The organism is Halorubrum sodomense (genome assembly GCF_900111935.1).
Taxonomy (GTDB): domain Archaea; phylum Halobacteriota; class Halobacteria; order Halobacteriales; family Haloferacaceae; genus Halorubrum; species Halorubrum sodomense.
This window is the reverse complement of sequence record NZ_FOYN01000005.1, coordinates 17,315-39,767: the sequence shown is the minus strand read 5'-3', so window position 1 is coordinate 39,767 and position 22,453 is coordinate 17,315. Positions and strand designations below refer to the sequence as shown.

General features: G+C 71.5%; 21 protein-coding genes and 1 pseudogene. 11 read left to right on the top strand and 11 right to left on the bottom strand.

What is annotated here, in order from left to right:
- Positions 1–86: 86 nt before the first annotated feature.
- Both BM286_RS14335 and BM286_RS14330 read left to right on the top strand, forming a co-directional pair.
- On the top strand, positions 87–1,994 hold the full coding sequence (locus BM286_RS14335; RefSeq protein ID WP_092923991.1) for a S9 family peptidase: 1,908 nt from the start codon (positions 87–89) through the stop codon (positions 1,992–1,994).
- Between the two features lie 26 nt (positions 1,995–2,020).
- Positions 2,021–2,530 (top strand): GNAT family N-acetyltransferase, encoded by a 510-nt coding sequence (locus BM286_RS14330; RefSeq protein ID WP_092923988.1) that lies wholly within the window; start codon positions 2,021–2,023, stop codon positions 2,528–2,530.
- Positions 2,531–2,572: 42 nt separating this feature from the next.
- On the opposite strand, the gene BM286_RS14325 is transcribed toward BM286_RS14330, so the two are convergent.
- The 6 genes from BM286_RS14325 to BM286_RS14300 form a co-directional block, all read right to left on the bottom strand.
- Complete coding sequence (locus BM286_RS14325) at positions 2,573–3,445, bottom strand: sulfurtransferase (RefSeq protein ID WP_092923985.1); 873 nt, start codon at positions 3,443–3,445, stop codon at positions 2,573–2,575.
- Positions 3,446–3,580: 135 nt separating this feature from the next.
- Positions 3,581–4,003 carry a universal stress protein gene (locus BM286_RS14320; protein WP_092923983.1) on the bottom strand — a complete coding sequence of 141 codons (423 nt, stop codon included), beginning with the start codon at positions 4,001–4,003 and terminating at the stop codon, positions 3,581–3,583.
- 69 nt (positions 4,004–4,072) lie between these two features.
- Positions 4,073–5,062 (bottom strand): Gfo/Idh/MocA family protein, encoded by a 990-nt coding sequence (locus BM286_RS14315; protein WP_092923980.1) that lies wholly within the window; start codon positions 5,060–5,062, stop codon positions 4,073–4,075.
- Positions 5,063–5,142: 80 nt separating this feature from the next.
- Complete coding sequence (locus BM286_RS14310) at positions 5,143–5,664, bottom strand: GNAT family N-acetyltransferase (RefSeq protein WP_092923977.1); 522 nt, start codon at positions 5,662–5,664, stop codon at positions 5,143–5,145.
- Entirely contained in the window at positions 5,661–6,947 is a 1,287-nt protein-coding gene (locus BM286_RS14305; protein ID WP_092923974.1) for an ornithine cyclodeaminase, read from the bottom strand. Before BM286_RS14305 ends, BM286_RS14310 begins: the two co-directional genes overlap by 4 nt.
- Before the next feature lie 90 nt (positions 6,948–7,037).
- Positions 7,038–8,939: a site-2 protease family protein gene (locus BM286_RS14300; protein ID WP_092923971.1), complete on the bottom strand. Its 1,902-nt coding sequence runs from the start codon at positions 8,937–8,939 to the stop codon at positions 7,038–7,040.
- A 110-nt stretch (positions 8,940–9,049) separates the two neighbouring features.
- Here BM286_RS14300 and BM286_RS14295 point away from each other — a divergent pair, with 110 nt between their 5' ends.
- A complete protein-coding gene (locus tag BM286_RS14295; RefSeq protein ID WP_092923968.1) occupies positions 9,050–9,520 on the top strand; it encodes a DoxX family protein in 471 nt (156 codons plus the stop codon).
- Positions 9,521–9,584: 64 nt separating this feature from the next.
- Positions 9,585–9,824: a hypothetical protein gene (locus tag BM286_RS14290; RefSeq protein ID WP_092923965.1), complete on the top strand. Its 240-nt coding sequence runs from the start codon at positions 9,585–9,587 to the stop codon at positions 9,822–9,824.
- 37 nt (positions 9,825–9,861) lie between these two features.
- On the opposite strand, the gene BM286_RS14285 is transcribed toward BM286_RS14290, so the two are convergent.
- The 3 genes from BM286_RS14285 to BM286_RS14275 all read right to left on the bottom strand — a co-directional run bounded on the left by BM286_RS14285 (position 9,862) and on the right by BM286_RS14275 (position 13,469).
- Positions 9,862–11,520, bottom strand: a complete 1,659-nt coding sequence (locus BM286_RS14285) for a methyl-accepting chemotaxis protein (RefSeq protein WP_092924326.1) — start codon at positions 11,518–11,520, stop codon at positions 9,862–9,864.
- A 207-nt stretch (positions 11,521–11,727) separates the two neighbouring features.
- Positions 11,728–12,711 carry a 5,10-methylenetetrahydromethanopterin reductase gene (locus BM286_RS14280; protein WP_092923962.1) on the bottom strand — a complete coding sequence of 328 codons (984 nt, stop codon included), beginning with the start codon at positions 12,709–12,711 and terminating at the stop codon, positions 11,728–11,730.
- 2 nt (positions 12,712–12,713) lie between these two features.
- The gene (locus tag BM286_RS14275) at positions 12,714–13,469 is read right to left on the bottom strand and encodes a coenzyme F420-0:L-glutamate ligase (RefSeq protein WP_092923959.1); all 756 of its coding nucleotides are present in this window, start codon (positions 13,467–13,469) and stop codon (positions 12,714–12,716) included.
- Between the two features lie 430 nt (positions 13,470–13,899).
- On the opposite strand from BM286_RS14275, the gene BM286_RS14270 reads away from it, so the two are divergent.
- Together BM286_RS14270 and BM286_RS14265 are read left to right on the top strand one after the other, a co-directional pair.
- Positions 13,900–14,403: a DUF367 family protein gene (locus BM286_RS14270; RefSeq protein ID WP_092923956.1), complete on the top strand. Its 504-nt coding sequence runs from the start codon at positions 13,900–13,902 to the stop codon at positions 14,401–14,403.
- A gap of 91 nt (positions 14,404–14,494) precedes the next feature.
- Positions 14,495–14,968 (top strand): redoxin domain-containing protein, encoded by a 474-nt coding sequence (locus BM286_RS14265; protein WP_092923953.1) that lies wholly within the window; start codon positions 14,495–14,497, stop codon positions 14,966–14,968.
- Positions 14,969–15,411: 443 nt separating this feature from the next.
- Here BM286_RS14265 and BM286_RS14260 read toward each other — a convergent pair.
- Positions 15,412–15,615, bottom strand: a pseudogene (locus BM286_RS14260) (DUF5518 domain-containing protein); the annotation flags it as partial.
- A gap of 119 nt (positions 15,616–15,734) precedes the next feature.
- On the opposite strand from BM286_RS14260, the gene BM286_RS14255 reads away from it, so the two are divergent.
- The 4 genes from BM286_RS14255 to BM286_RS15710 all read left to right on the top strand — a co-directional run bounded on the left by BM286_RS14255 (position 15,735) and on the right by BM286_RS15710 (position 19,953).
- The gene (locus BM286_RS14255; RefSeq protein ID WP_092923950.1) at positions 15,735–18,170 is read left to right on the top strand and encodes a heavy metal translocating P-type ATPase; all 2,436 of its coding nucleotides are present in this window, start codon (positions 15,735–15,737) and stop codon (positions 18,168–18,170) included.
- Positions 18,171–18,247: 77 nt separating this feature from the next.
- On the top strand, positions 18,248–19,252 hold the full coding sequence (locus tag BM286_RS14250) for a hypothetical protein (protein WP_092923947.1): 1,005 nt from the start codon (positions 18,248–18,250) through the stop codon (positions 19,250–19,252).
- Positions 19,253–19,345: 93 nt separating this feature from the next.
- Positions 19,346–19,645 carry a hypothetical protein gene (locus tag BM286_RS14245; protein WP_092923944.1) on the top strand — a complete coding sequence of 100 codons (300 nt, stop codon included), beginning with the start codon at positions 19,346–19,348 and terminating at the stop codon, positions 19,643–19,645.
- Between the two features lie 131 nt (positions 19,646–19,776).
- The gene (locus tag BM286_RS15710; protein ID WP_167603427.1) at positions 19,777–19,953 is read left to right on the top strand and encodes a hypothetical protein; all 177 of its coding nucleotides are present in this window, start codon (positions 19,777–19,779) and stop codon (positions 19,951–19,953) included.
- Positions 19,954–19,999: 46 nt separating this feature from the next.
- Here BM286_RS15710 and BM286_RS14240 read toward each other — a convergent pair whose 3' ends face one another.
- Positions 20,000–21,067: a type II glyceraldehyde-3-phosphate dehydrogenase gene (locus BM286_RS14240; RefSeq protein ID WP_092923941.1), complete on the bottom strand. Its 1,068-nt coding sequence runs from the start codon at positions 21,065–21,067 to the stop codon at positions 20,000–20,002.
- A gap of 184 nt (positions 21,068–21,251) precedes the next feature.
- On the opposite strand from BM286_RS14240, the gene BM286_RS14235 reads away from it, so the two are divergent.
- On the top strand, positions 21,252–22,202 hold the full coding sequence (locus BM286_RS14235; protein ID WP_092923938.1) for an aminopeptidase: 951 nt from the start codon (positions 21,252–21,254) through the stop codon (positions 22,200–22,202).
- The last annotated feature ends 251 nt before the right edge of the window (positions 22,203–22,453 follow it).

Genomic DNA, 22,453 nt, shown 5'->3' with positions numbered 1-22,453 from the left:
GACAAGGGTCTGTCGGGGTCGTCGAGTCGTGCTCGGCCGGGTCCCCGGGAAACGTTCAAGGCGGTTCCGACGCCCGTTACAATCGGATGTCTGAGACCGAGGAATCCGACGTACTCCGCGAACTCGCGGAGCTCCCGACGTTTTCCAGTCCCCGAGTGTCGCCCGACGGCGAGACGGTCGCGCTCTACTACGACGTGACCGGCCGCAACGAACTCCACCTCCTCGACCCGTCCGACGGGTCGCTGACCCGACTGAGCGACGGCGACGTCCCGCGCTCCGTGCGGGCGGGCTTCGAGTGGGACCCGAGCGGCGACCGCCTCTTCTACCACCGCGACGAGGGCGGGAACGAGCAGCACGACGTGTGGGCGATGTCGCTCGACGGCGAGAGCGAACCCGTCGTCGAGATGGACGGCCAGACCCGCCTCCACGACGTGGGCGAGGACGGCGGGACGCTCCTGCTCGGCTCCAGCCGCGACGGGCAGATGAACCTCTACCGCCACGACGTACCGAGCGGCGAGACGACGAAGCTCACCGACTACGAGCGAGCGGTCGCCGCCGGCGAGCTGTCGCCCGACGGCGACCGGATCGCGTACGCGACCAACGAGACGGACGCCTACGAGAACAGCGACGTCTACGTCGCAGACGCGGACGGCTCGAACGCGCGGAACCTCGAGATCGGTGACGTGGGCGCGGAGGCCGCGCCGATCGACTGGAGCCCCGACGGCGACCGCCTGCTCGTCGTCGACAACACGACCGACCTCGGTCGGAGCGGGATCGTCGACCTCTCGGGCGGGGTCGGCGGGGAGGGCGACGTCGACGTGACCTGGTTCGGCGGCGACGAGTTCGAGGAGTCGCCGAGCCACTTCCTGGACGGCGGCGACCGGTTCGTCGCGAGCCGGACGCGCGGCGCCGTGACGGTCCCGGTCGTCTACGACGCAGACACCGGCGAGGGTCGCGAGCTCGACTTCCCGGCCGGCGTCGCCAACGTGACGGAGGGGCGGCTGGCCGACGACCGCCTGCTCGCGTACCGGACCACGTCGAGCCGGCGGCCGGAGCTGGTCGCGTACGACCTCGACGCCGACGCGGCCGAGACGGTGTTCGAGGCCGAGTACGGCCCGTTCGATCCGGACGACTTCGTCGAGCCCGAGACGGTCTCGTTCGTCTCCGACGGCGTCCCCGAGACGCCGGCGCGGGCGGTCGACCACGACCCCTACGAGGCGTTCGAGATCGAGGGGCTGCTGTTCGACTCCGGGCGACGGCCCTCGCCGCTGATCGTCAACCCCCACGGCGGCCCGCGGCACCACGACGCCCGACGGTTCAGCTACCGCGTCCAGTTCCTGCTCTCGCGCGGGTACTCCGTCCTCCAGGTGAACTACCGCGGCTCCACGGGACGCGGCCGGGAGTTCGTCCAGGAGCTGTACGACGACTGGGGCGGCGCCGAGCAGGGCGACGTGGCGACCGGCGCCGAGCACGTCCTCGACGAGCACGACTGGCTGGACGAGGACCGCGTCGTCGTGTACGGCGGCTCCTACGGCGGCTACTCCGCGAACTGGCAGATGGTCCAGTACCCGGACCTGTACGCCGCCGGGATCACGTGGGTCGGCGTGAGCGACCTGTTCGACATGTACGAGAACACCATGCCGCACTTCCGGACGGAGCTCATGGTGAAGAACCTCGGCGAGCCGGAGGAGAACGAGGCGATCTACCGCGAGCGCAGCCCCGTGAACTACGTCGAGAACGTCGACGCGCCGCTCCTGATCGTCCACGGCGTCAACGACCCGCGGGTGCCCGTCTCGCAGGCGCGGATCCTCCGCGACGCGCTCGACGACGCCGGCTTCGAGGCGGGCGACGAGTACGAGTACGAGGAGCTCGGCGAGGAGGGCCACGGCTCCGGCGACATCGACCAGAAGATCCGCTCGCTGGAGCTGCTCGACGACTTCCTCGACCGCCGGATCGGCGCGGAGCGGACCGCGGTCGCGTCGCTGGACGACTGATCGCGCGGCGGGACTCCCGACTCGGAATGGAGGTACGCGACGCGACGCCGAGGGACGCCGAGGCCGCCCGGACCGTCCACTACGCGTCGATCGTCGGGCTCGGCCCGGAGGGATACGACGAGCGGCAGGTCCGAGCGTGGGCCGCCGGGTGCGGCGACGCGGACTACGCCGACGGGATCGACGCCGAGGACGCGGAGTGCGTCGTCGCCGAGCGCGACGGCGTCGTCGTGGGGTTCGGGACGCTGACCGCCGACCCTCCCGACGGCTACGAGGCCGACCCCGACGCGGAGGTGACCGCCGTCTACGTGCTTCCGGCGGTCGCCCGCGAGGGCGTCGGGTCGCGCCTCTACGAGGAGCTGGAGCGCCGCGCCCGCGAGCACGGCGTCGAGGCCGTGGGCCTGACGGCGTCCCTGCCGGCGGTTCCGTTCTACGAGGCGCACGGGTACGACCGGGTCGCCGAACGCGACCACGAGTTCTCTAGTCAAGAAGGGACGGGCGTGACCGGACGGGTCGTCGAGATGCGAAAGAAGTTGTAAACCGGCTGCGTTGCTGGTCGGAACGGTGCGGCGGAGCGGCGCTTACTCGCCCGTCTCGATCGGCGCGCCGACGAGGTTCCCCCACTCGGTCCACGAGCCGTCGTAGTTACGGACGTCGTCGTAGCCGAGCAGCTCGTGGAGCAGGAACCACTCGATCGACGAGCGCTCGCCGACGCGGCAGTAGGTGATCGTCGACTCGTCGCCGTCGACGCCGGCGTCGCCGTACAGCTCGCGGAGCTCGTCGGCGCTCTTGAACGTCCCGTCCTCGTTCAGCGTGGTGCCGATGGGTACGTTGCTCGCGCCGGGGATGTGACCGCCGCGCTGGGCGGTCTCGTTGAGCCCCTCGGGCGCGATGACCTCGCCGGAGAACTCCTCGGGCGAGCGGACGTCGACCATCGGAATCCCCTCCTCGATCGCCTTGTCGATGTCGTCCTTGTACGCGCGGACGCTCTCGAAGGGACCGCGGGCCTCGTAGTCGCGGGGCGTGAACTCGGGCTCCTCGGTCGAGAGCGGGTAGTCGTTCTCGACCCAGTACCCCTTCCCGCCGTCGATCACGCGGATGTCGTCGTGACCGTAGTACTTGTAGATCCAGTAGCCGAACAGCGCGAACCAGTTCGGGACGCGCCCGCCGCCGTAGACGACGACCGTCGTGTCGGCGTCGATGCCGCCCTCGCCGTTCCGGGCCGCGAAGTCCTCCTTCGAGACGATGTCGCGCTCCGTCTCGTCGGTGAACACGGCGTCCCACTCGAAGTTCAGCGCGCCGGGGATGTGGCCCTCCTCGTAGGGCGTGTACTCCGACTCGTCGGTGACGGTCGGGTTGTTGATCTCGACGAGCCGATGATCGGAGTCGTCGTCTTGGAACGTGTCGAGTCGCTCTTCGACCCAGTCCGCCGTGACGAGTACGTCTTCAGACATCACTTCATCTTACGTGCCCAACTACTTTTGAAGACCGGATAACGGAGGTCCTTGCCAGCGTCTCTGACGCCGCCGCGGCTCGCGACCGGCCTCGCCGCGGGGTCCGCCGACCCCTCTCCGGGCGTCCGCCATCGCCTAGCGGATCACCGTCACCGGGACGTCGGCCTTGTCGACGACGCTCTTCGCGACGCTGCCGACGACCTGCTCGCGCTCCTCCGAGAGCCCCCGGTGGCCGACGTAGATGGCATCGACGCCCTCCTCGGCCGCGTACTCGGCGATCGCGTCGGCCGGACGTCCGGTGAGCAGTTGGGTCTCCACGGTGATCGGCTCGTCGACCGCCGCCTCTGCGATGCTGCGAGCCCCCTCCAAGACGCCCTCTCCGGCCTCGACGGCGGCCTCCTCGCCCGGGAGGACGATCGTCCCGTCGACCAGCTCCGAGTCAGGCGTCAACACGTGGGCGATCTCGAGCGTCTCGTAGAACGCGACCGCCTGTCGCGCCGCGTACCGAACGGCTTCGTCGCTCTCCGCCGATCCGTCGGTCGCAACGAGGTAACTCATACGCGGAGATGGGTCCGAGAGACACATAATTCCTGTCGGGCGTTCCCGGCCGGCGAGTTCGCGGCCGATTCACTCTCCGCCGGCGTCGATCCCGGGACGAACGCGGTCGCCCTCGGAGGCGTGGATCGCGTCGAGCACCGCCTGAACGCGCGTCGCCTCCGCGAAGGAGACGAGGTCGCCGCCGTCGTCGTCGACGGCGGCCGCGAACTCGGTCAGGAGCGCGCTCACGGTGTCGCCGCGCTCGTCGACGAGTGGTTCCTCGTCGTCGCGCCCGCGGTTCCGGACGAGCCGGTACCACGCCGTCAGCGACAGCGACGCCTCGTCGCCGACGACCGTGATCGAGTTCTCCTCCTCGCCCGCGTGGTCGCACAGCAGGTCGATCGTTCCCCGGACCCCGTCGGCCCGGAACGTCCCGACCACGTCGGCCTCGTAGGCGTCCGGTCCCGAGTAGCCGACGTCCGCCGAAACGGCCTCGATCGGCCCGAACAGCTCCTGAACGCCGAACAGGAAGTGCGTCCCGACCTCGCGGAGCGGGCCGCCCTGCTCGCGCGACTCCAGCCACGCCACGTCCTGCCACTCGCGGGGCCACTCCGGGAACCGGAACCGGAGCTCGACCCGGCGCGGAGCGCCGATCTCGCCCGCGGCGACCGCCTCGCGGAGGCGGACGAACCCCGGCGTGTAGCGGAACGGGAGGTTCACGGCCGTGATCCGGTCGGTCTCCTCCGCGAGCGCGACGAGTTCCCGTCCCGTCTCCGCGTCCGCCGCGATCGGCTTCTCGCAGATGACGTGCTTGTCGGCCGCGAGCGCGTCGGCCACCACCTCGCGGTGGGCGAGCGGCGGCACGCCGACGTACACCGCGTCGAGGCCGTCGCGCTCGACGAGCGAGGCGTGGTCGGTCGTCGTCGCGGTGCGGTCGGTGCCGTGGTCGGTCGCGAGCGACGCCGCGCGGTCCGCGTCGAGGTCGCAGGCGGCGGCCAGTTCGTACCGGTCGTGGTCGTCTATCGCGGCGGCGAGGCGGTTCCCGATGACGCCGCAGCCGACGATCCCGATCTGTATCACGGCCGTCGAGAACGGGCGAGCGCGCTTGTAGCTTCGGGAGTCGGAACCGTCGCGGGACCGGTCGCGGACTGGGTCGCCCCTCAGGACTCGTCGAGCGGCCGCGCGACCATCTCGCCCCACGGCTCGAAGCCGTGGCGGTCGTAGAACCCCTTCGCGCGCTCGTTCGCGGGGTCGACGTCGAGAACCATACGGTCGAGCGGGAGGTCCTGATCGGCCGCGAGCGCGAGCGCGGCGTCCATCAGGTCGTCGGCGACGCCGGTCTCCCGATACTCGGAGGCGACGAATATCTCGTTCAGCACCGCCGCGTCCCAGATCATCGACATGCGCTGGGGGAGGACGAAGACGTAGCCGACGACCTCGCTCCCGGAGTCCTCGGTCTCCTCCACCGCGACGGTCACGCATCGCGGATCGTCGTCATCGACGCAGCGGTCGACCCAGTCGAGCCAGCGGTCGCGGTACGCGTCGGTGAGCTTCCCCTCGTAGGCGGCCGCCTTCTCGTCGCCGCCGGTGGTCGCGCCGAGGCCGCGCTCGAAGGCGCGCTTCAGCTCGTAGAGGCCGTCCGCGTCGCGCTCGCGGTCGTAGGGGCGGATTTCGGGGCTCACGCGTCGTCACCCAGCACGAACTCCGCGAGCGTCGGCACGAAGGTCCCGATGTCCGTGACCATCCCGATCGCCTGCGCCGAGCCGCGGTCGAGCAGCTGGGTGACGGTGGCGGGGTTGATGTCGACGCAGACGGTCTTCGTCGTCGACGGGAGGCAGTTCCCGACCGCGACCGAGTGGAGCAGCGTCGCGAGCATGATCACGATGTCGGCCTCGTGGGCCTGCTCGCGGATCGCGTCCTGCGCCTCCACCGCGTCGGTGATCGTGTCCGGCAGCGGGCCGTCGTCGCGGATCGACCCCGCCAGCACGGTGTCGACGTCGTTTCGCACGCACTCGTACATCACCCCCTCGGTGACGACGCCGTCCTCGACGGCGGCCTCGATCCCGCCCGCGCGGATGATCTCCGAGATGGTCCAGATGTGGTGTTTGTGACCCTTCCGCGGGTGTTCGAGCGTCTCGACGTTCATCCCGAGCGACGTGCCGTAGATGGAGCGCTCCAGGTCGTGGGTGGCGAACCCGTTGCCCGCGGAGAGCGCGTCGACGTAGCCCGCGGCGACCAGGTCCGCGAGCGCGTCGCCGGCCCCCGAGTGGATCACCGCGGGGCCGGCGACGACCATCACGTTGCCGCCCTCGTCTTTCACCGCGCGCAGCTCCTCGGCGACCTCGCGGATAGTCGACTCCGAGGGGCGCTCGGCGGAGACGCCGCCCTGCATGAAGCCGAACGCGCCGCCGCCGCTCCGCGGGCGCTCGGGGGGGTTCACCCGGATCCCCGACTGGTCGGTGGCGACGAGGTCGCCCTCCTCGACCGCGTTGAGGGTCTTCGTGTAGGCTCGCGGAGAGCCGTCCTCGCCTCGCGAGGCGTCCGCTCGGTTCCCCTCGCCGGCGTCCGCTGCCGGGTCGGGGTCCACCACCAGCGCGCAGTCCATCTCGATCCGCTCGACCGCGATCCACTCGCCGTCGTACAGCACCTCGGTCGGGTGGTTCGTCGTCGAGTAGAAGTCCGGCGGGACCACCCTGTCCGCGGGCGCCGCGACGAGGTCCACCTCGGAGGGGTCCTCGAGCACCGCGCCGTTCTGGTGGAGCTCGTGGAGGATGTCCCGCAGCGTCTCGGGGTCGTCCGCGGAGACGGTCAGCCGGCAGTACGACTCCTCGGTCTCGTGTTTCCCGACGTCGAACCGCTCGACGTCGAACGAGCCGCCGAGGTCCATCACCGCGCCGAAGCAGCGCTGCATCGTGCCGCTGTCGATGATGTGGCCCTCGAGTTCGACGGTCCGCGAGTGGGTCATACGGAGGCGTCGCGCCCGCCCGGGAAACCGGTTTCCCTCGGCCGAGAGGGGACCGCCGCCGGCGACCGCGGCGGTAGTCGGCCGGCCGCCTCAGATCAGCCCCAGCGCGGTGAGGATCTGGTTGCCGAAGATCATCGCGATCAGCCCGGCCAGCATCACGAGCCCGGACGAGACCGTGATCGTCCGTACCGCGGCGTGTCGGTCGCTGATCGGCACCCGGCTGATCACCGCCTCGGCGACCATCCGGAGGATGCGGCCGCCGTCGAGGGGGAACGCCGGCAGGCAGTTGAAAAGCGCCAGCTGGATGTTGATCCACCCCGACCAGAAGAGGAGGTTCGCGAGCAGGAAGGTCCCGCCGCCGAGCGCCGCGAGCGGCCCCTCGACCACGAAGAAGTTGGTCACCTCGCCCGTGAACCCCGCGAAGTTGAACGGGAGCCCGAACAGGCTGCCGAGCGGGAGGATGAGCGCGACGAACACGAGGCCGAGCGGCGACTCGGTGACCCCGCCGAGCGGGATCCCGTCCGCGGCCTCCGCGCCGCCGTCGCCGCCGAGGAGTTCGAGGTACGCGCCCGCGGGGTACTCGGAGACGCCCACGTCGTCGAGCGCGAGCCCGCTCGTCCCGGGGAAGACGCTGACCCCGATGAACCCGCCGCCGCGGTTCGGGTGCGCGGCGAGTTCCACGTCGTACGTCTCGCGCTCGCCGTCGGCGTCGTACACCGTGACGGGGACGGTCTCGCCCGGATCGCGGTCGACGAGAACGGCCGAGAGCGCCTCGTTGTCGACGACGCGCTCGCCGTCGACCGAGACGATCGTCAGCGGCTCGCCGAGTGGAGCGCCCTCGTCGTGGATCGGGCCCCCCTCCTGAACGCCGAGGACGTACGCGCCGATCGGCACGTCAGAGACGGTGACCGCGGCCTCGCCGTCAGCCGTTTCGACCCCCGACGCGTTCTCGGCGCCGGGCGCGTCGCGGACCTGTTCGAGGATGGTCGAGTTCCCGGTCACCGTCAGCGACACGCGCTCGGCGTCGCCGACCGCGGCGAAGAACGCCGACTCGGTGGCGACGGGCTCGCCGTTCACGGCCGCGATGGTCACGGGCGATTCCGCGATCATGACCCCGAGGGGGTTGCCGCCGGCGGAGCCGACAACCTGTAGCTCGCGGTCGACCGTCACCGTCTCGCGGGTCTCGCCGCCGTCGACGGTGAGCGCGACCGACTCCCCGGCGTCGGCGATCGCGGCCTCGAACTCGGCGCTCGTCTCGATCGGGGTTCCCGCGACCTCGACGATCCGGTCGCCCTGCGAGAGGTCCGCAGCGGCCGCCGGGGAGCCGGGGTTCACCTCCCCGACCGCGTAGCCCGCCGCGGGCGAGATGGCGCCGACGACGGGGCCGAAGAGGAGCGCGAAGACGACGATCGTCAGCACCGTGTTCGCGGTGACGCCGGCCGCGAACATCCGGGCGCGGGCGCCGCGGGAGGCCTCCTGGGTCGCCTCCTCGTCGGGTTCGACGAACGCGCCCACCGGGAGCAGCGCGAAGAAGACGAGTCCCATCGAGTCGATGTCGATGTCCTCGACCCGGCAGAGGAGGCCGTGGGCCCCCTCGTGGATCACCATCGCGCCGGCGAGCCCGGCGACGATCTCGGGGGCGACCGACAGCGGGAGGAAGTCGTTGACGCCGGGGATGATGAGGAAGTTCTGCGGCTGCTGGATCGCGGCGGGCTGCGCGTTCGTGAACGCCGACCGCGCCGACGAGAGGATGAGCGCGAACGACGCCACCATCGCCACCAAGGCCCCCCCGAGCCCGAGGTTGGCGACCGCGCGCCAGAACCGCTTCGGGGCCGCGAGTCGGCCGAGGAAGGCGCGCCCGCGGAGCGTCCGGAGGGTCAACACGGGGCCGGAGACCCTGAACGCGTCCGGGAGGACCCCCCGGTTCCGCAGCCACATCGCGACCGCGGAGTACGCGAGGATCCCCGTCAGCACCCAGAACAGCGTGTTCATTACGAGCGGGTTAGGTTCGGCCGTCCCTAAGACGTTCGGTTCCCGGAATCCCGGCGGGTCGCCGTCGCGGGCGGCGAGGACTGATACGCCTCCCGCTCGTGTGGCGACGTATGACCGACGCGGACCGAACCCGTACGGAGGAGCCCGCGGACGATTCCGGCGACCCCGACGGCCCCGAGCGGTCGTTCGCGCCGCTGATGGGCGCGACGTACGTCACTGCCGGGGTCGCGCACTTTCTGATCCCCGAGCGCTTCGCGGAGGCGGTTCCGCCGTCGTTCCCGCGGCCGGTCGGGCTGGTGTACCTCTCCGGGATCGCCGAGATCCTCCTCGGGATCGGGGTCGCGTGGCCTCGGACGCGGCGCCCGTCGGCGTGGGGGATCGTCGCCCTCCTCGTCGCGGTGTTCCCGGCCAACGTCCACCTCGCTCGCGGCGACGTCATCGAGGACCTCGTCCCGGACCGGCTCGCCGGCCCGGCGCGGCTCGCGGCGTGGGTCCGCCTCCCGTTCCAGGCGGTCCTGATCGGCTGGGCGCTGCGGTACGCGCGCGCCGACGAGGCGGAGTCGACGGCGGCGGAGGCGTGAGGCTGACGCCCGCGGCGCGGCCGCGAACTCAACACCCAAGTACCCCCCGTTCCAACCGTGGCCCATGATGGCGCTCATCGACTTCGTCTCCCGGCTGGTCGGCGACATCGGGCGGTTCGTCGACATCTTCCTCAACGACCTGATCCTCGGCGCGGGCGACCCGCTCTCGGCGCTGCTCGTCGTCGTCGGACAGGTCCTGCTCGTCGCGTCCGTCGGCGTGCTCGGGTACGCGGCGGTCGGCGCGCTGCTCGGCGAAATCGGCGTGGACCTCCCCTCGCTCGGCGGGCGCGGGCGCTCGGAGTAGCGCCCCGGGATCGCGGTCCGGGCCCCCGTCCGTCTCCTCAGTCGTCGTCGACGCCGGCGGCCCGCGGGGTCCCGACGCGGCGCTCCGGACCGCCGATCGAACCCGCGGCTCCGCCCGTTCCGTCCGGGACCTCGAACTCGTTCAGCCGCGCCAGCAGCCGGTCGGACTGGTCCGAGAGGGCGTGGACACGCTCGGTCACCTCGGAGACGGTCGCGGTCTGCTGCTCGGCCGCGGCCGCGACGGTCTCCGCCTCGGTCGCGGTCTGTCCGCTCACGGAGGCGACCCCGTCGACCATGTCGACGACCTCCTGGGTCGTGCGCGCCTGGTCGTCGGTCGCGTCGCTGATCTCCTGGACGGTCTCGTCGACGGTCGTCACCTCCTCGACGACCCCCTCGAACTCCCGCAGCGTCGACTCGATCGTCTCGACGCCGTCCGCGACCTGCGCCTCCATCGCCTCGGCGTCGGCCGCGGTCTCCGCCGACGCCTCCTGAACCGCCTCGATGCGCCCGGATATCTCCGCCGCGGACTCGCGCGTCTCCTCCGCGAGCGACTTTACCTCGTCCGCGACGACCGCGAACCCGTCGCCGGAGCCGTCGGCGCGCGCCGCCTCGATGGAGGCGTTCAGCGCGAGCAGGTTGGTCTCCTCCGCGATCTCGTCGATCACGGCCGCGATCTCGTCGATCTCGCCGACCCGATCTGCGAGGTCGGTGACCGCGGCCGCCGTCTCGCCGATCCGGGATTCGAGCGCCTCCAGCTCCGCGATCGCCTCGGCGGCCTCCTCGCGGCCGGACCGACCCCGCTCGGCCGCGTCGCGGGCGGTCTCTGCGGCGTCGTCCGCGCTCGCCGCGATCTCCTCGACGGTCGCTGACAGCGTGTTCATCTCGGCGGCGATCGCCTCCAGCTCGTCGGTCTGTTCGGCCGCGCCGTCTGAGATCTCCTGGACCGAGCCGGCCACCTCGCCGCTCGCGTCGTCGACCTCGTCCATGCTCGCGCGCACCTCGTCCGCGGTGCCGGCCACGTCCGCCGTGAACGCGCCGACGTCGCCGAGCGTCTCGCCCAGCGTCGCGACGAGCCGGTTGTAGTTGTCGACGAGTTCGGCGTAGCGGTCCTCGTCGGTCGCCAGCGCCTCGTCGTCGATCGTCGCCGTCAGGTCGCCGTCCTGCGCGCGCTCCGCGGCGTCGCCGAAGGCGTCGACGAGCGCCTCCATCTCGGTGGTGTACGCGGCGAGGTTCCCGGCCATCTCGTCGAGCGACGCGCCGAAGGAGCCGGGGACCGCCTCGTCGAGCGCCGGGTCGTCGAACTCCTGGGCCGCGAGCGCCTCCGCCTGCGCGGAGACGGTCGTGAGGTATCGGTGGACCTCGTCGAACGCGCCGACGAGGTTCCCGATCTCGTCGGGCTGGGTCGGATCGAGGGCCTCGGCGGTCCCTCCGTCTCTCCCGTCGAGCTCCCCCGCGGCGATCGCCTCCGCCTCGCGTTCGAGCGCGCGGATCGGGGCGGCGAAGTCGCGCCGGACGATGAGCAGCGTGTTGTAGATTGCGACGACGGCCCCGAGGAACAGCGCCCCGGAGGCGACGTACGCGGCGGTCCCGGAGACGACGAACTGCGTGAGGAAGATGCCGACGGTGACGAGGAACTGGATGCCGACCGCCGTGGCGACCTTGCGCTCTATCGACTCGGAGACGCCGAGCGCGTCCATCGTCCGCCACAGGAGGGCCTCGTACCGCCCGCGTATCCCGGGGCGGCGCCGTCGTGTCGTGGACATGTTCGGACCTCGACGAGAGCGGGTTATGAACCTCCCGCCGAGGTTATCACGACCGATTCCCGATTGTCAGGGGGTGAGAATCCGCCGCCCGTGAGGGGGCGACCGGGAACGGGCGGCGGGCGGTCACGGCGTCGCGGCGCCTCAGAACAGTCCGTCGACCGCCTCGGCCGCGAGATCGACGGCGCTCTCCAAGTCGGGTCCGAGCGGCGACCCGACCACGAGCCCGTCGGCGTGTTCGGCGACGGCGGCGGCGCGCTCGCGGACGGTCTCGGGGGTGCCGGCCATGCAGAACGCGTCGACCATCGCGGGCGTCACGCGCTCGAACGCGGCCGAGAACTCGCCGGCGGAGACGCGCTCGCCGATCTCGCTCGCCGCGTCCGAGTCGATCCCGTGGCGCTTCAGGACGGGGGGGGCCGCACCCGCGGCGATGAACGCGACCGGCGGGCGGGCGGCCTCGCGGGCGGCGGCCTCGCTCTCGGCGACCGACACCGCGGCGTAGGCGATCAGGTCGAACTCGCCCCGGCGGTCGGGGCGATCCGCGAGGCCGTCGTCGACCTGCTCGCGGGCCCACGCGAGGTCCTTCGGATGCGAGCCGTTGTACAGCAGTCCGTCGGCGTGTTTCGCTGCCATCCGGCACATGTGCGGCCCCTCGCCGCCGACGTGAACCGGGACGTCGGCGCCCTGCGGAGGCTCGTAGTTGAGCCCCGCGTCCGCGGCGTCGAAGGTCCCCTCGTGGTCGACGCGCTCGCCGGCCCACAGCTTCTGTGCGGTCTTGAACGCCTCCAGCACGGGACGGAGTCCGCGCTCGTCTTCGAGTCCGAGGTTTTTGAGCGTCGAGGGGTCGCCGGGGCCGATACCGAGGACGGCGCGCCCCTCCGACAGCTCGTCGAGGGTGGCGACCTTCGAGGCGAGCGTCACGGGGTGGGTCTCGGAGGGGTTCGCGACGCCCGGGCCGAGCCGGACCGAGTCGGTGGCGGCCGCGAGCCGCGAGAGGAACGCCCACGGGTCGCGGTTGTTGTAGTGACACGTCGAGTAGACGGCGTCGTAGCCGGCGTCCTCGGCGCGGACGCCGAGGTCGACGAGGCGGGACAACTCGTGTTCGGGGGTGAGTTCGATGCCGAGCATAGTTACTCCTCGTAGCTCCAGTCGCGCAGCGCCTGCCGGACGAAGTCGCCCTCGACCTCGCGGAAGTGTTCGTCCGAGCCGTCGTGGTCGCCGAACGCCCAGTCGCGGACGACGACGACCGGGGTGCCCCCGTCGCCCTCGCCGGCGACGAGGTTGGCGGCGGCGGCGAGCTCGTCGACCACGTTCTGGACGGTAACGCCCATCTCGCGGCCGTCGCGGTCGCGTTCGCCGCGCCAGTCGCGGCTCGCGGGCATTCCCGCCCACCCGATCGCGACCCCGCGCTGGCCGTGTCTGAAGGGGCGGCCGCAGGTGTCGCTGACGACGACGCGGTCGGCCGCGATCCCCTCGCGGATCCGCTCGGCGCTCTCGGAGGGCCGTTCCGGGAGCAGCAGCAGGTCGCCGTCGGGGACGTTCGAGCGGTCGATGCCCGCGTTGACGCCGATATGCCCGAAGCGGGTCGCGGTGAGGAGGAACGGCGCTTCGGTGATCAGCTCCGTCGACTCCTCGATGACGGCCTGCGCGAAGCGCGGGTCCTTCTCCTCGCCCGCGATTTCGGCGAGGCGGTCGGCGACCGCCTCCGCTCGCGGGCTCGCCGGGAAGTCAGCGAGGTCGAAGACGCGCCCCTCGGCCTTCGAGACGACCGTGCTGGCGACGACGACGACGTCGTCCTCGCGGAGGTCGACGCGCTCGTCGATCATGGCCGCGAGGTCGTCTCCCGCCCGGATCTCCGGGAGGTCCGGGACCGCGAACAGCTCCATACATGTACCTGCGCGGCGACGAGGAAAAACCCCGCCGGTACCGGGCCGGTTTGACGGTATCCCGGGCGTTGCGTGGGACGAGGGCCACCGGCCACCGTCTGCGATCGTCGACCGACACTCGATTCATATGCGTGATATGTGTCGAATAGCGGTGTCGATTAAACGCGTATTAGGAGATAGCAGAGATAACGAGTCATTCAGCCGAATAGTTTTGTGCGACGACGGGCGACCGTCGCCCGCGATGTGCGAACCAGCAACGGAAAACGAATCGGCGCCCGTCGGGACGCGGACGCGCGTCCCGCCAGAGAACGACGACGACCCGATCGCGACGACGACCCGCGCCCCGTGACCGGCGGCGGGCGACGGCTCCGCCTATTTTTGCGCTTCCCCGGTCCGCACGGCTTATAATCCGCTCCGCCGAACCCGAGGTGTGGACCTCCACGTCCGGTACGAGGGCGACGACGACCCCGAGAAGTGTACGGCCCGGAAGCTCTCGCGCTTCGACCTCGCGGAGCTTCACCGCTCGGACCGGGCCACGCCGTACGGAGTCGTCCTTAACCCCCACGCGGAGCGGGCGCTCTCGCCCGCGGACGCCGAGATGGCTCGCGAGAACGCGCTCGTCGCGCTCGACTGCTCGTGGGAGTCGGCCGGCGAGAAGCAGTTCACGCTCCCGGGCGAACACCGCGCGCTGCCGTACCTCGTCGCCGCGAACCCCGTGAACTTCGGGCGGCCGATGCGGCTCACCACCGTCGAGGCGTTCGCGGCCGCGCTGATAATCCTCGGCGAGCGCGACCACGCGGAGCGCGTCCTCGCGAAGTTCACGTGGGGCGAGACGTTCCTCGAACTCAACGCGGAGCCGCTCCGGCGGTACGCCGACTGCGAGGACTCGTCGGAGATCGTCGCGGTCCAGCAGGAGTACCTCGACCGCGAGTAGCCCCGACGCGGTCCGACCCCTCCCGCGCCGATACCGGCACCGAACGGGGTCGCGACAAGCCTTTTGCGTGAATCGACCGTACGACGTGACGATGGTATCCACAGGCGACGCCGCACCCACGTTCACCGCGACGATCGGGACGAGCGACCACGAGCCGTTCGACCTCGACGACCACGTCGGCGACGGGCCGGTCGTGCTCGCGTTCTTCCCCGGCGCGTTCACGCCGCCGTGTACGAACGAGATGATCGCGTTCCAGGAACGCGCCGACGCGTTCGAGGGGGCCGGCGCCACCCTGCTCGGGATCAGCGCCGACTCGCCGTTCTCGCAGGGCGCGTTCCGCGAGGAACACGGCATCGAGTTCGACCTCGTGAGCGACATGGCCGGCGACGCGATCAGGGCGTACGACCTCGAGATCGACATCGCCGAGCTCGGGCTCCACGGGATCGCGAACCGCGCCGTGTTCGTGATCGACGACGACGGCCAGGTCGTCTACGACTGGGTCGCCGACGACCCGACGAACGAACCCGACTACGACGCGGTCCTCGACGCCGTCGAGAGCGCGTAATAAGTAGCTGATCGTGGAGTAGTCGGTTCCGTTGCTGTTCCGATCATCTTTTTATAAGGTATCGCGGTGCCCGTAGTGGCGAATCCTTCCGGAGCCCCAGCCGATCATTTATAAATGGATGCTGGCGGATCCGCGGTGAAAACCTCCAAAGCCCCAGCCGTGAGGCGGGCGCACGCTCGTTGCGCTCCTCGTCACTCGCTTCGCTCGTTCCTACGGTGCTTACGTCGCCTGCGCCCGCCTCACGGCTGCCCCTTTGAGTCCCGCCCCGCACAGCAACCGCACCTCACGCCTCCCCATCCTCGTCGGTCGCCGTCGCTTCGCTCGGCGACCGACTCCCTCGCACGCGCTCCTCGCGGGCCACAGGCCCGCTCGGAGGCGCGCGCCAGTGTGGAAGGCTGCCCCTTCTGACTCGCTTAAAAATGGTACTCTCGCGAAAACAGCGGCTATTCTCCGACGCCGCCGCCGATGGCGCCCGCGAGCGCCGAGTCGACCGCGAACAGGAACGTGAGGAACAGCCCGACCGCGAGGACGCCGGCGACGGCGAGCAGGCTCCCGAGCGGCCCGCCGACCAGCCCGACGAGGCTCCCGAACGCGGCGAGCGCGAAGGTGACGACGATCCCACTCACCGACCCCGCGAGTAGCCCATAGACCGATAAACACTCGCGGACGTTTTACTATCTCTAAGTACTATTTTAATAATATTTCATAAAATAACCCGCAGGAATGGCAGCCGAATTAATAACGCTGCGGCGGATAGGGGGACCCAATGAGTGACACACGCGAATCGAACGGCCCCGACGCGGGGTCGACCGATCGACGGCCCGGCGAGGCGACCGATCGCCCCGACGGGGCGCAACTCCGGCTCGCGGTGCCAGACATGGACTGCGCGTCGTGCGCCGGGAAAGTCGAGGGGGCGCTGGACCGCGAGGGCGTCCTCTCGGTCGACACCCGCCCGACGACGGGCGTCGTCGTCCTCGCGTACGACCCCGACCGGACCGACGCCGAGGCGCTGACGGCCGCCGTCGAGCGCGCCGGCTACGCGGTCGCGGACGCCGAGTCCGACGGCGTCGCCGACGACCTGTTCACGAGCCCCCGTGCGGTCGCGACCGCGGTCGGCGGCGCCTTCCTCGCGGTCGGGCTCGTCCTGGAGTGGCTGCTCCCGGGCCTCGACCCGACGTTCGCCACTATCGGCGGCGTCGGCTTCCTCGGACCGTGGGCCGTCACCGGCGCGTCGGTCGCGTACCTGCTGGCCGTCGCCGTCGCCGGCCCGCCGATCTTCCGGAACGGCTTCTACTCGCTTCGCGGCCTGAGCCTCGACATCGACCTCCTGATGAGCGTGGGCGTCGTCGCCGCGCTGCTCGTGGACCTCCCGTTCGAGGCGGCGACGCTCGCGGTGCTGTTCTCGGTCGCCGAGCTGCTCGAACGCTACTCGATCGACCGGGCGCGCACCTCCCTCCGCGAGCTGATGGAGCTGTCGCCCGACGAGGCGGTCGTGATCCGCGACGGCGAGGAGGTGACGGTGCCCGCCGAGAGCGTCGCCACGGGCGAGCGGCTGGCGGTGCGCCCCGGCGAGCGCGTCCCCCTCGACGGGGTCGTCCGCGAGGGCTCCGGCGCCGTCGACGAGTCGCCGATCACCGGCGAGTCGGTCCCCGCGGAGAAGGCGCTCGGAGACGAGGTGTACGCCGGCTCGATCAACGAGGCCGGCTACCTCGAGATCGAGGCGACCGCGCCCGCGGAGGAGTCGACGATCGCGAAGGTCGTCGAGCTCGTCGAGGCCGCCAACGGCGAGGAGACCCGCGCCGAGCGGTTCGTCGACCGGTTCGCGAGCGTCTACACCCCGATCGTCGTGGTCGGCGCGATCGCCACCGCGACGCTCGGCCCGGTCCTCGTCGGCGGCGGCGCGGAGACGTGGTTCGTCCGCGGGCTCACGCTGCTCGTGGTCGCGTGTCCGTGCGCGTTCGTCATCTCGACCCCCGTCAGCGTCGTCTCCGGCGTCACGGCGGCCGCTCGCAACGGAGTCCTCATCAAGGGCGGCGAGCACCTGGAGGCCGCCGGCGACGTCGACGCCGTCGCGCTCGACAAGACCGGGACGCTCACGCGCGGCGAACTGTCGGTGACCGACATCGTCCCGCTGGGCGACCGCGACGCCGACGACGTCCTCGCGTGCGCGACCGCCATCGAGCGTCGGAGCGAGCACCCGGTCGCGGCGGCGATCGTCGCGCACGGCGCCGAGACGGGTGGCGAGGCGGCCGCCGTCGACGGATCGACGGCCGAGACCGACGTCACCGACTTCGAGGCGCTGACCGGCGAGGGCGTCCGCGCCGACCTCGACGGCGAGACCCACTACGCCGGCAAGCCCTCGCTGTTCGAGGAGCTGGGCTTCGACCTGAGCCACGCGCACGTCCGCTCGGACGGCGGCGTGATTCGGGAGCGCGACGCGGACGGCGACGCCCACGACGACGCGAGCGCAAGCGTCACCGAACCCGAGCCCTGCGACCACGGCCGGTACCTCGACCTGGCGAGCGAGACGATCCCCCGGCTCCAGGCCGAGGGGAAGACGGTCGTCCTCGTGGGGACCGAGGCGGAGCTGGAGGGCGTCATCGCGGTCGCGGACACCGTCCGCCCGGAGGCGGCGTGGGTCGTCGACCGGCTCCACGGCCTCGGGGTCGACCGCGTCGCGATGCTCACCGGCGACAACGAGCGGACCGCCCGGGCGATCGGCGAGCGCGTCGGCGTCGACGAGGTGCGCGCGGAGCTGCTCCCGGACGAGAAGGTCGCGGCCGTGCGGGAACTCGCGGCCGAGACCGACGGCGGCGTCGCGATGATCGGGGACGGGATCAACGACGCGCCCGCGCTGGCGGCCGCAGACGTGGGTATCGCGATGGGCGCCGCCGGCACCGACACCGCCATCGAGACCGCGGACGTGGCGCTGATGGCCGACGACCTGACGCGGCTCCCGTACGTGATCGACCTCTCCTCGCGCGCGAGTTCGACGATCCGGACGAACATCGGGGCCTCGCTCGCCGTCAAGGCGCTGCTCGCCGCGGGCGCACCGCTCGGCTACGTGAGCGTCGCGATGGCCGTCGTCGTCGGCGACATGGGGATGAGCCTCGGCGTCACCGGCAACGCGCTCCGCCTCGGCAACGTCGAGCCCGCCGAGCCGCCGGCGGCGGACGCGGACCCCGACGAGTCCGGCGCGTAGCGGAGCGCGCCGTCTTTCGGCGGAAGCCGGCGGAACCGCCCTCACGATTTTTATCTGGCCCGCGGTAATTCGCGCGTATGCCCTCCGAGCGCGGACCCGCGGCCGCGGCCGACGCGGTCGACGCCGTCGACCCCCCCGAATCGGTCGAGGACGCCGAGCGCGAGGAGCCGAGCGAGCGCGACGACTCGGGGACCGCCGCCGGCGTCGACGGGGGTCGCGGTCCCGGACCCGGGGCGATCGAGTGGGGACCGGTCCGCCACGACCGGCTCCGCTCGCTCGCCGCCGGCGCGACGGGCGGGATCGTCGGCGCGGTCCTCGTCGGAATCGGCGCCGTCGCCGTCGCCGCGCTCAGTGGGGCCGGCGGGTTCGAGCCGCCGGCCGTCGGCCTCGCCGAGGCCGCCGTCGCCGTCGGGTTCCTGTTCGCGCTCGCGGTCGCCACCCTCCCCTCGCTGTACGTCTGGTACCGCGAGACCCCCGTCAGCGAGCTGACGGTCTCCCGGCTGCGCGAGGCCGCGGGCGCGCTCAGTCCCGGGTGGACGCTCGCCGGGCTCGGCGCGGTCGTCGCCGCGGCGATGGCGCTCCCGACGGATTTTCTCCCCGCCTTCTGGCCGCTGTTCTGGCTCGTCTGGTTCGTGCCGGCCGTCGCCCAGTCGTCGGGGAAGGTCGTCCGGCTCGATCCGGCCGAAGCGACGGTCGAGCGGACCGACCCGAGCTACGACCGAACCCGGAGCGACGACCTCGGGTCGGTCGTGCGGACGCGGCGGATCGACCTCCGGTGGACGACGCTGTTCCTGCTCGCGTACCGCGGGAACGCGTGGTTCCGGTCGACGCCGTGGCTGTTCGTTCCGACCGACCGCGCCGACGCGGTCGAGTCGGCGCTCGACGCGGTGCTCTCCGCGAGCGACGGCCCGGACCGCGCGAGCGTCCCGGAACGGCTCACGCTCGCCGTGTTGGGGTCGTTCTCGCTCGTCGTCGGCCTCCTCATGGCCGTCGCGGCCGGCGAGGGGGCGGGCGGACTGGCGCTGGCGCTGCTCACGGCGCCGTTCTCGCTGCTGTTTCTCGCGCTCGCGGCACGGCTGTGAGCCGGGGACGCGGTCGGACCCCGGCCCGCCGGCACACCGGACGTGCCACCCCCTACCACGCGACTCATATACCCGCAACCCCTAAACACGGGTATGGACAGACAGCGCCTGGAGAGTGCGCTCGAAGACGAGTTCGGCGGGAGCGAGGCCGAACGGCGCGCCGTCTCGCGGGCGGCCCGCGACCTCGTCGACTCCGAACGACCCTCCGAGGACCGCGGCCACGGACTGACCGTGGCGGGAGTGATCGGCCACCTGGAGGACGCGCCGGACGGCTCCTCGCTGGTCGAACGGTGGAACTGGTGGATGGGCGCGCTCGACGCCGCCTACGGCGGCTACGACTACTTCACGGTGCGGTTCGTCGAGGACGACGAGGCGACCGACCTCCGTCGTTAAGCGGGAACCGAAGCGGGAGTCTCCGCCCGGTCGAGGTCTCGAGCCGGCCGCCGGCGAGCCGGAACCCTCCACTTTCACTTTCACTCCGCGGACGGCTCGGTTATAGGTGCGTTCCGGCTCGACCGAGACGTATGAGCGCAGTCACCGCCGACCGACCGCGGTACGCGACGCCGACGCGCGTGGACGTCACCGAGTGTCGAACCGACCGCCTCCCGGAACGGGTCCGGGCGAACCGCGTCGACGGCAGCGAGGTCCACCTCGAACGCCGCGGCGGGCGGACGTTCCTCGTCACGCGACCGAGCGAGTGACCGCTGCCGCCGGGCAGCGACGAGGGGAGAGAACTGGTAGCGGCCGTCAGTCGTCGGCCGTCAGCTCCGTGTGCGCCGCGTCGCCGCCCCCGAGTCGGCTGTCGAGGCCCACGCCGAGCGTCTCGTTCGTGCGCGCGATCGACTCGGCCGCGTCGACGTCGGTCGCCATCGCGCGGATCGCGTCGACGTTCTCCGGGACGACGTCCGCCTCCTGGTGGACGTTCTGGAAGAGGTAGAGGTCCCGTCCCGCGACGCTTATCGACTCCTCCCAGACGCAGTTCTCCCAGAGGTCACCGCGGGGGCGGCCCGCGTCGGCCGCGTACTCCTTCAGGGCGCCGGCGCCGTCGACGTCGGCCGCCTCGGGGACGAGGAAGATGCGGCTCTCGCCGGCGAGCAGGTCGCGGACGGCCTGCGAGTCGGGGTCGGTCTCGAGGGTGACGTTGACGCTGTGTGTGTGCATCGCCGTGACCGGCGCCCGCAGCGCCGCGGTGTCGACCGCGAGGTCGGGAAGTATCTCGTTCACGTCCGGGCCGTGGTGAGAGGGGACCGTCGCCGGGTCGGGGACGATGTCGTTTATCGGACCGCGGTCGGTCTCGCTCGGGTCGCCGCCGCGGCGCACGAGGGTGACGCGCGCCTTCTCGACGCCGTACGTCTCGTCGAGGGGCGCGAGCAGCCGCGAGAGCGCGGTGGTGTTACAGGAGACGACCCGGACGGAGTCGGCGCCCCGCGCCGCCTCGAACCGGCCGCGGGCGTTGAACGAGGCGTCTGCGACGGCGACGTCCTCGCCGCCCTGAAAGATCGCCGGGGTGTCGTGGGCCTCGTAGACGGGCGCGTTGCGCTCCCCGACGCCGGAGGGCGCGCAGTCGACGACGACATCGACGGCGTCGAGCAGGTCGCCGAGGGTTCCGGCCAGGTCGACGCCGGCGGCCGCGAACTCGTCGGCGCGGTCCTCGACGGCCGCGTACAGGGCGTAGTCGCGGCGAGCAGCGGCCTCGACCCCGTAGTCGGGCGACGCCTTCGTCACGCCGGCGAGCTCCATGTCGGGCTGAGCCGCGACGGCGTCCGCGACCCGCTTCCCGATCGTGCCGTACCCGTTGACGCCCACGCGTATCATGCCTGTCCGTCGCTCGGGGACCGACATAATGTTTTCGAGAACAGCAAAATGAAATTAACTACCCCACGAGTAAGCGGTCGGTTAATTCGACGGCGATCGGCACCGGACGTAAATAATTCGGTTACGGAATAGAGTGAAGTCGTCGATGGCAAGGCCTAACGCCCGGCCGGACGGAGACGCGGGTATGGCAACCGACCTCTCCGACGCCGCGTCGACCGCGGTCGAACAGTGTCTGAACGTCGCGCCCGACGAGTCGGTCGTCGTGGTTACCGACGACGAGCGCGAGCCGATCGGCGAGGCGCTCTACGCGGCCGCGAGTGACGTCACCGACGACGCGACGGTCCTGCGATATCCGCCGGCGGACCAGCACGGGACGGAACCCCCGGAGCCGGTCGCGGCCGCGATGCGAGAGGCCGACGTCTTCCTCGCGCCGACGACGAAGAGCCTGAGTCACACCCGCGCTCGCGGCGCCGCCTGCGACGCCGGCGCGCGCGGCGCGACCCTCCCGGGGATCACCGAGGACGTGTTCACGACCGGGCTCGACGCCGACTACGCCGCCATCGACGCCGCCTGCGACGGCGTGCTCGCGCAGGTCGGGGAGGCGGAGGAGGTCCGGGTCACCGCGCCCGCCGGCACCGACATCACGTTCGGGATCGGCGACCGCGAGTGGCTCGCCGACACGGGGATGGTCCGGGAGCCGGGCGACTTCTCGAACCTCCCCGCGGGCGAGGTGTTCGTCGCGCCCGAGACCGCGACCGGGACGTTCGTCGTCGACGGGACGATGATGCCTCACGGCCTGCTCGACGAGGGGCAGACGCTCGCGTTCGAGGTCGAGGACGGGTTCGTGACCGAGATCGGCGACGAGGAGATCCGCGCCGACGTGGAGGCCGCCGCCGAGGCGGTCGGCGACGCCGCCTACAACCTCGCGGAGCTCGGCATCGGCACCAACGGCGGCGTCGAGGAACTGGTCGGCTCGGTCCTCTTAGACGAGAAGGCCGGCGGCACCGTTCACATCGCGATCGGCGACAACGCCGGGATCGGCGGCGAGACCGACGCGCCGCTCCACCTCGACGGCATCGTCCGGAACCCGACCGTCTACGCCGACGGCGAGCCGGTCGACCTACCGAGCGCGTAGGAACGGCTAGAGCGGATATCGACCTTTTTATTTACAAATGAACGAGGCGGTGGCGCGTGCCGGCGAGCGGCCGGAGCGAAGCGGAGGCCGCGAGTCAGCACGCGCGAGGGAGTCGCGAGCGAAGCGAGCGACGAGGGTGGGGAGGCGTGAGGAGCTGTGCGGAGCGGTGCGGGGTGGGACTCGAAGGGGCGGCCGCGAGGCGGGCGCAGGCGACGTAAGGACCGCAGGGAGCGAGCAGTGCGAGCGACCGA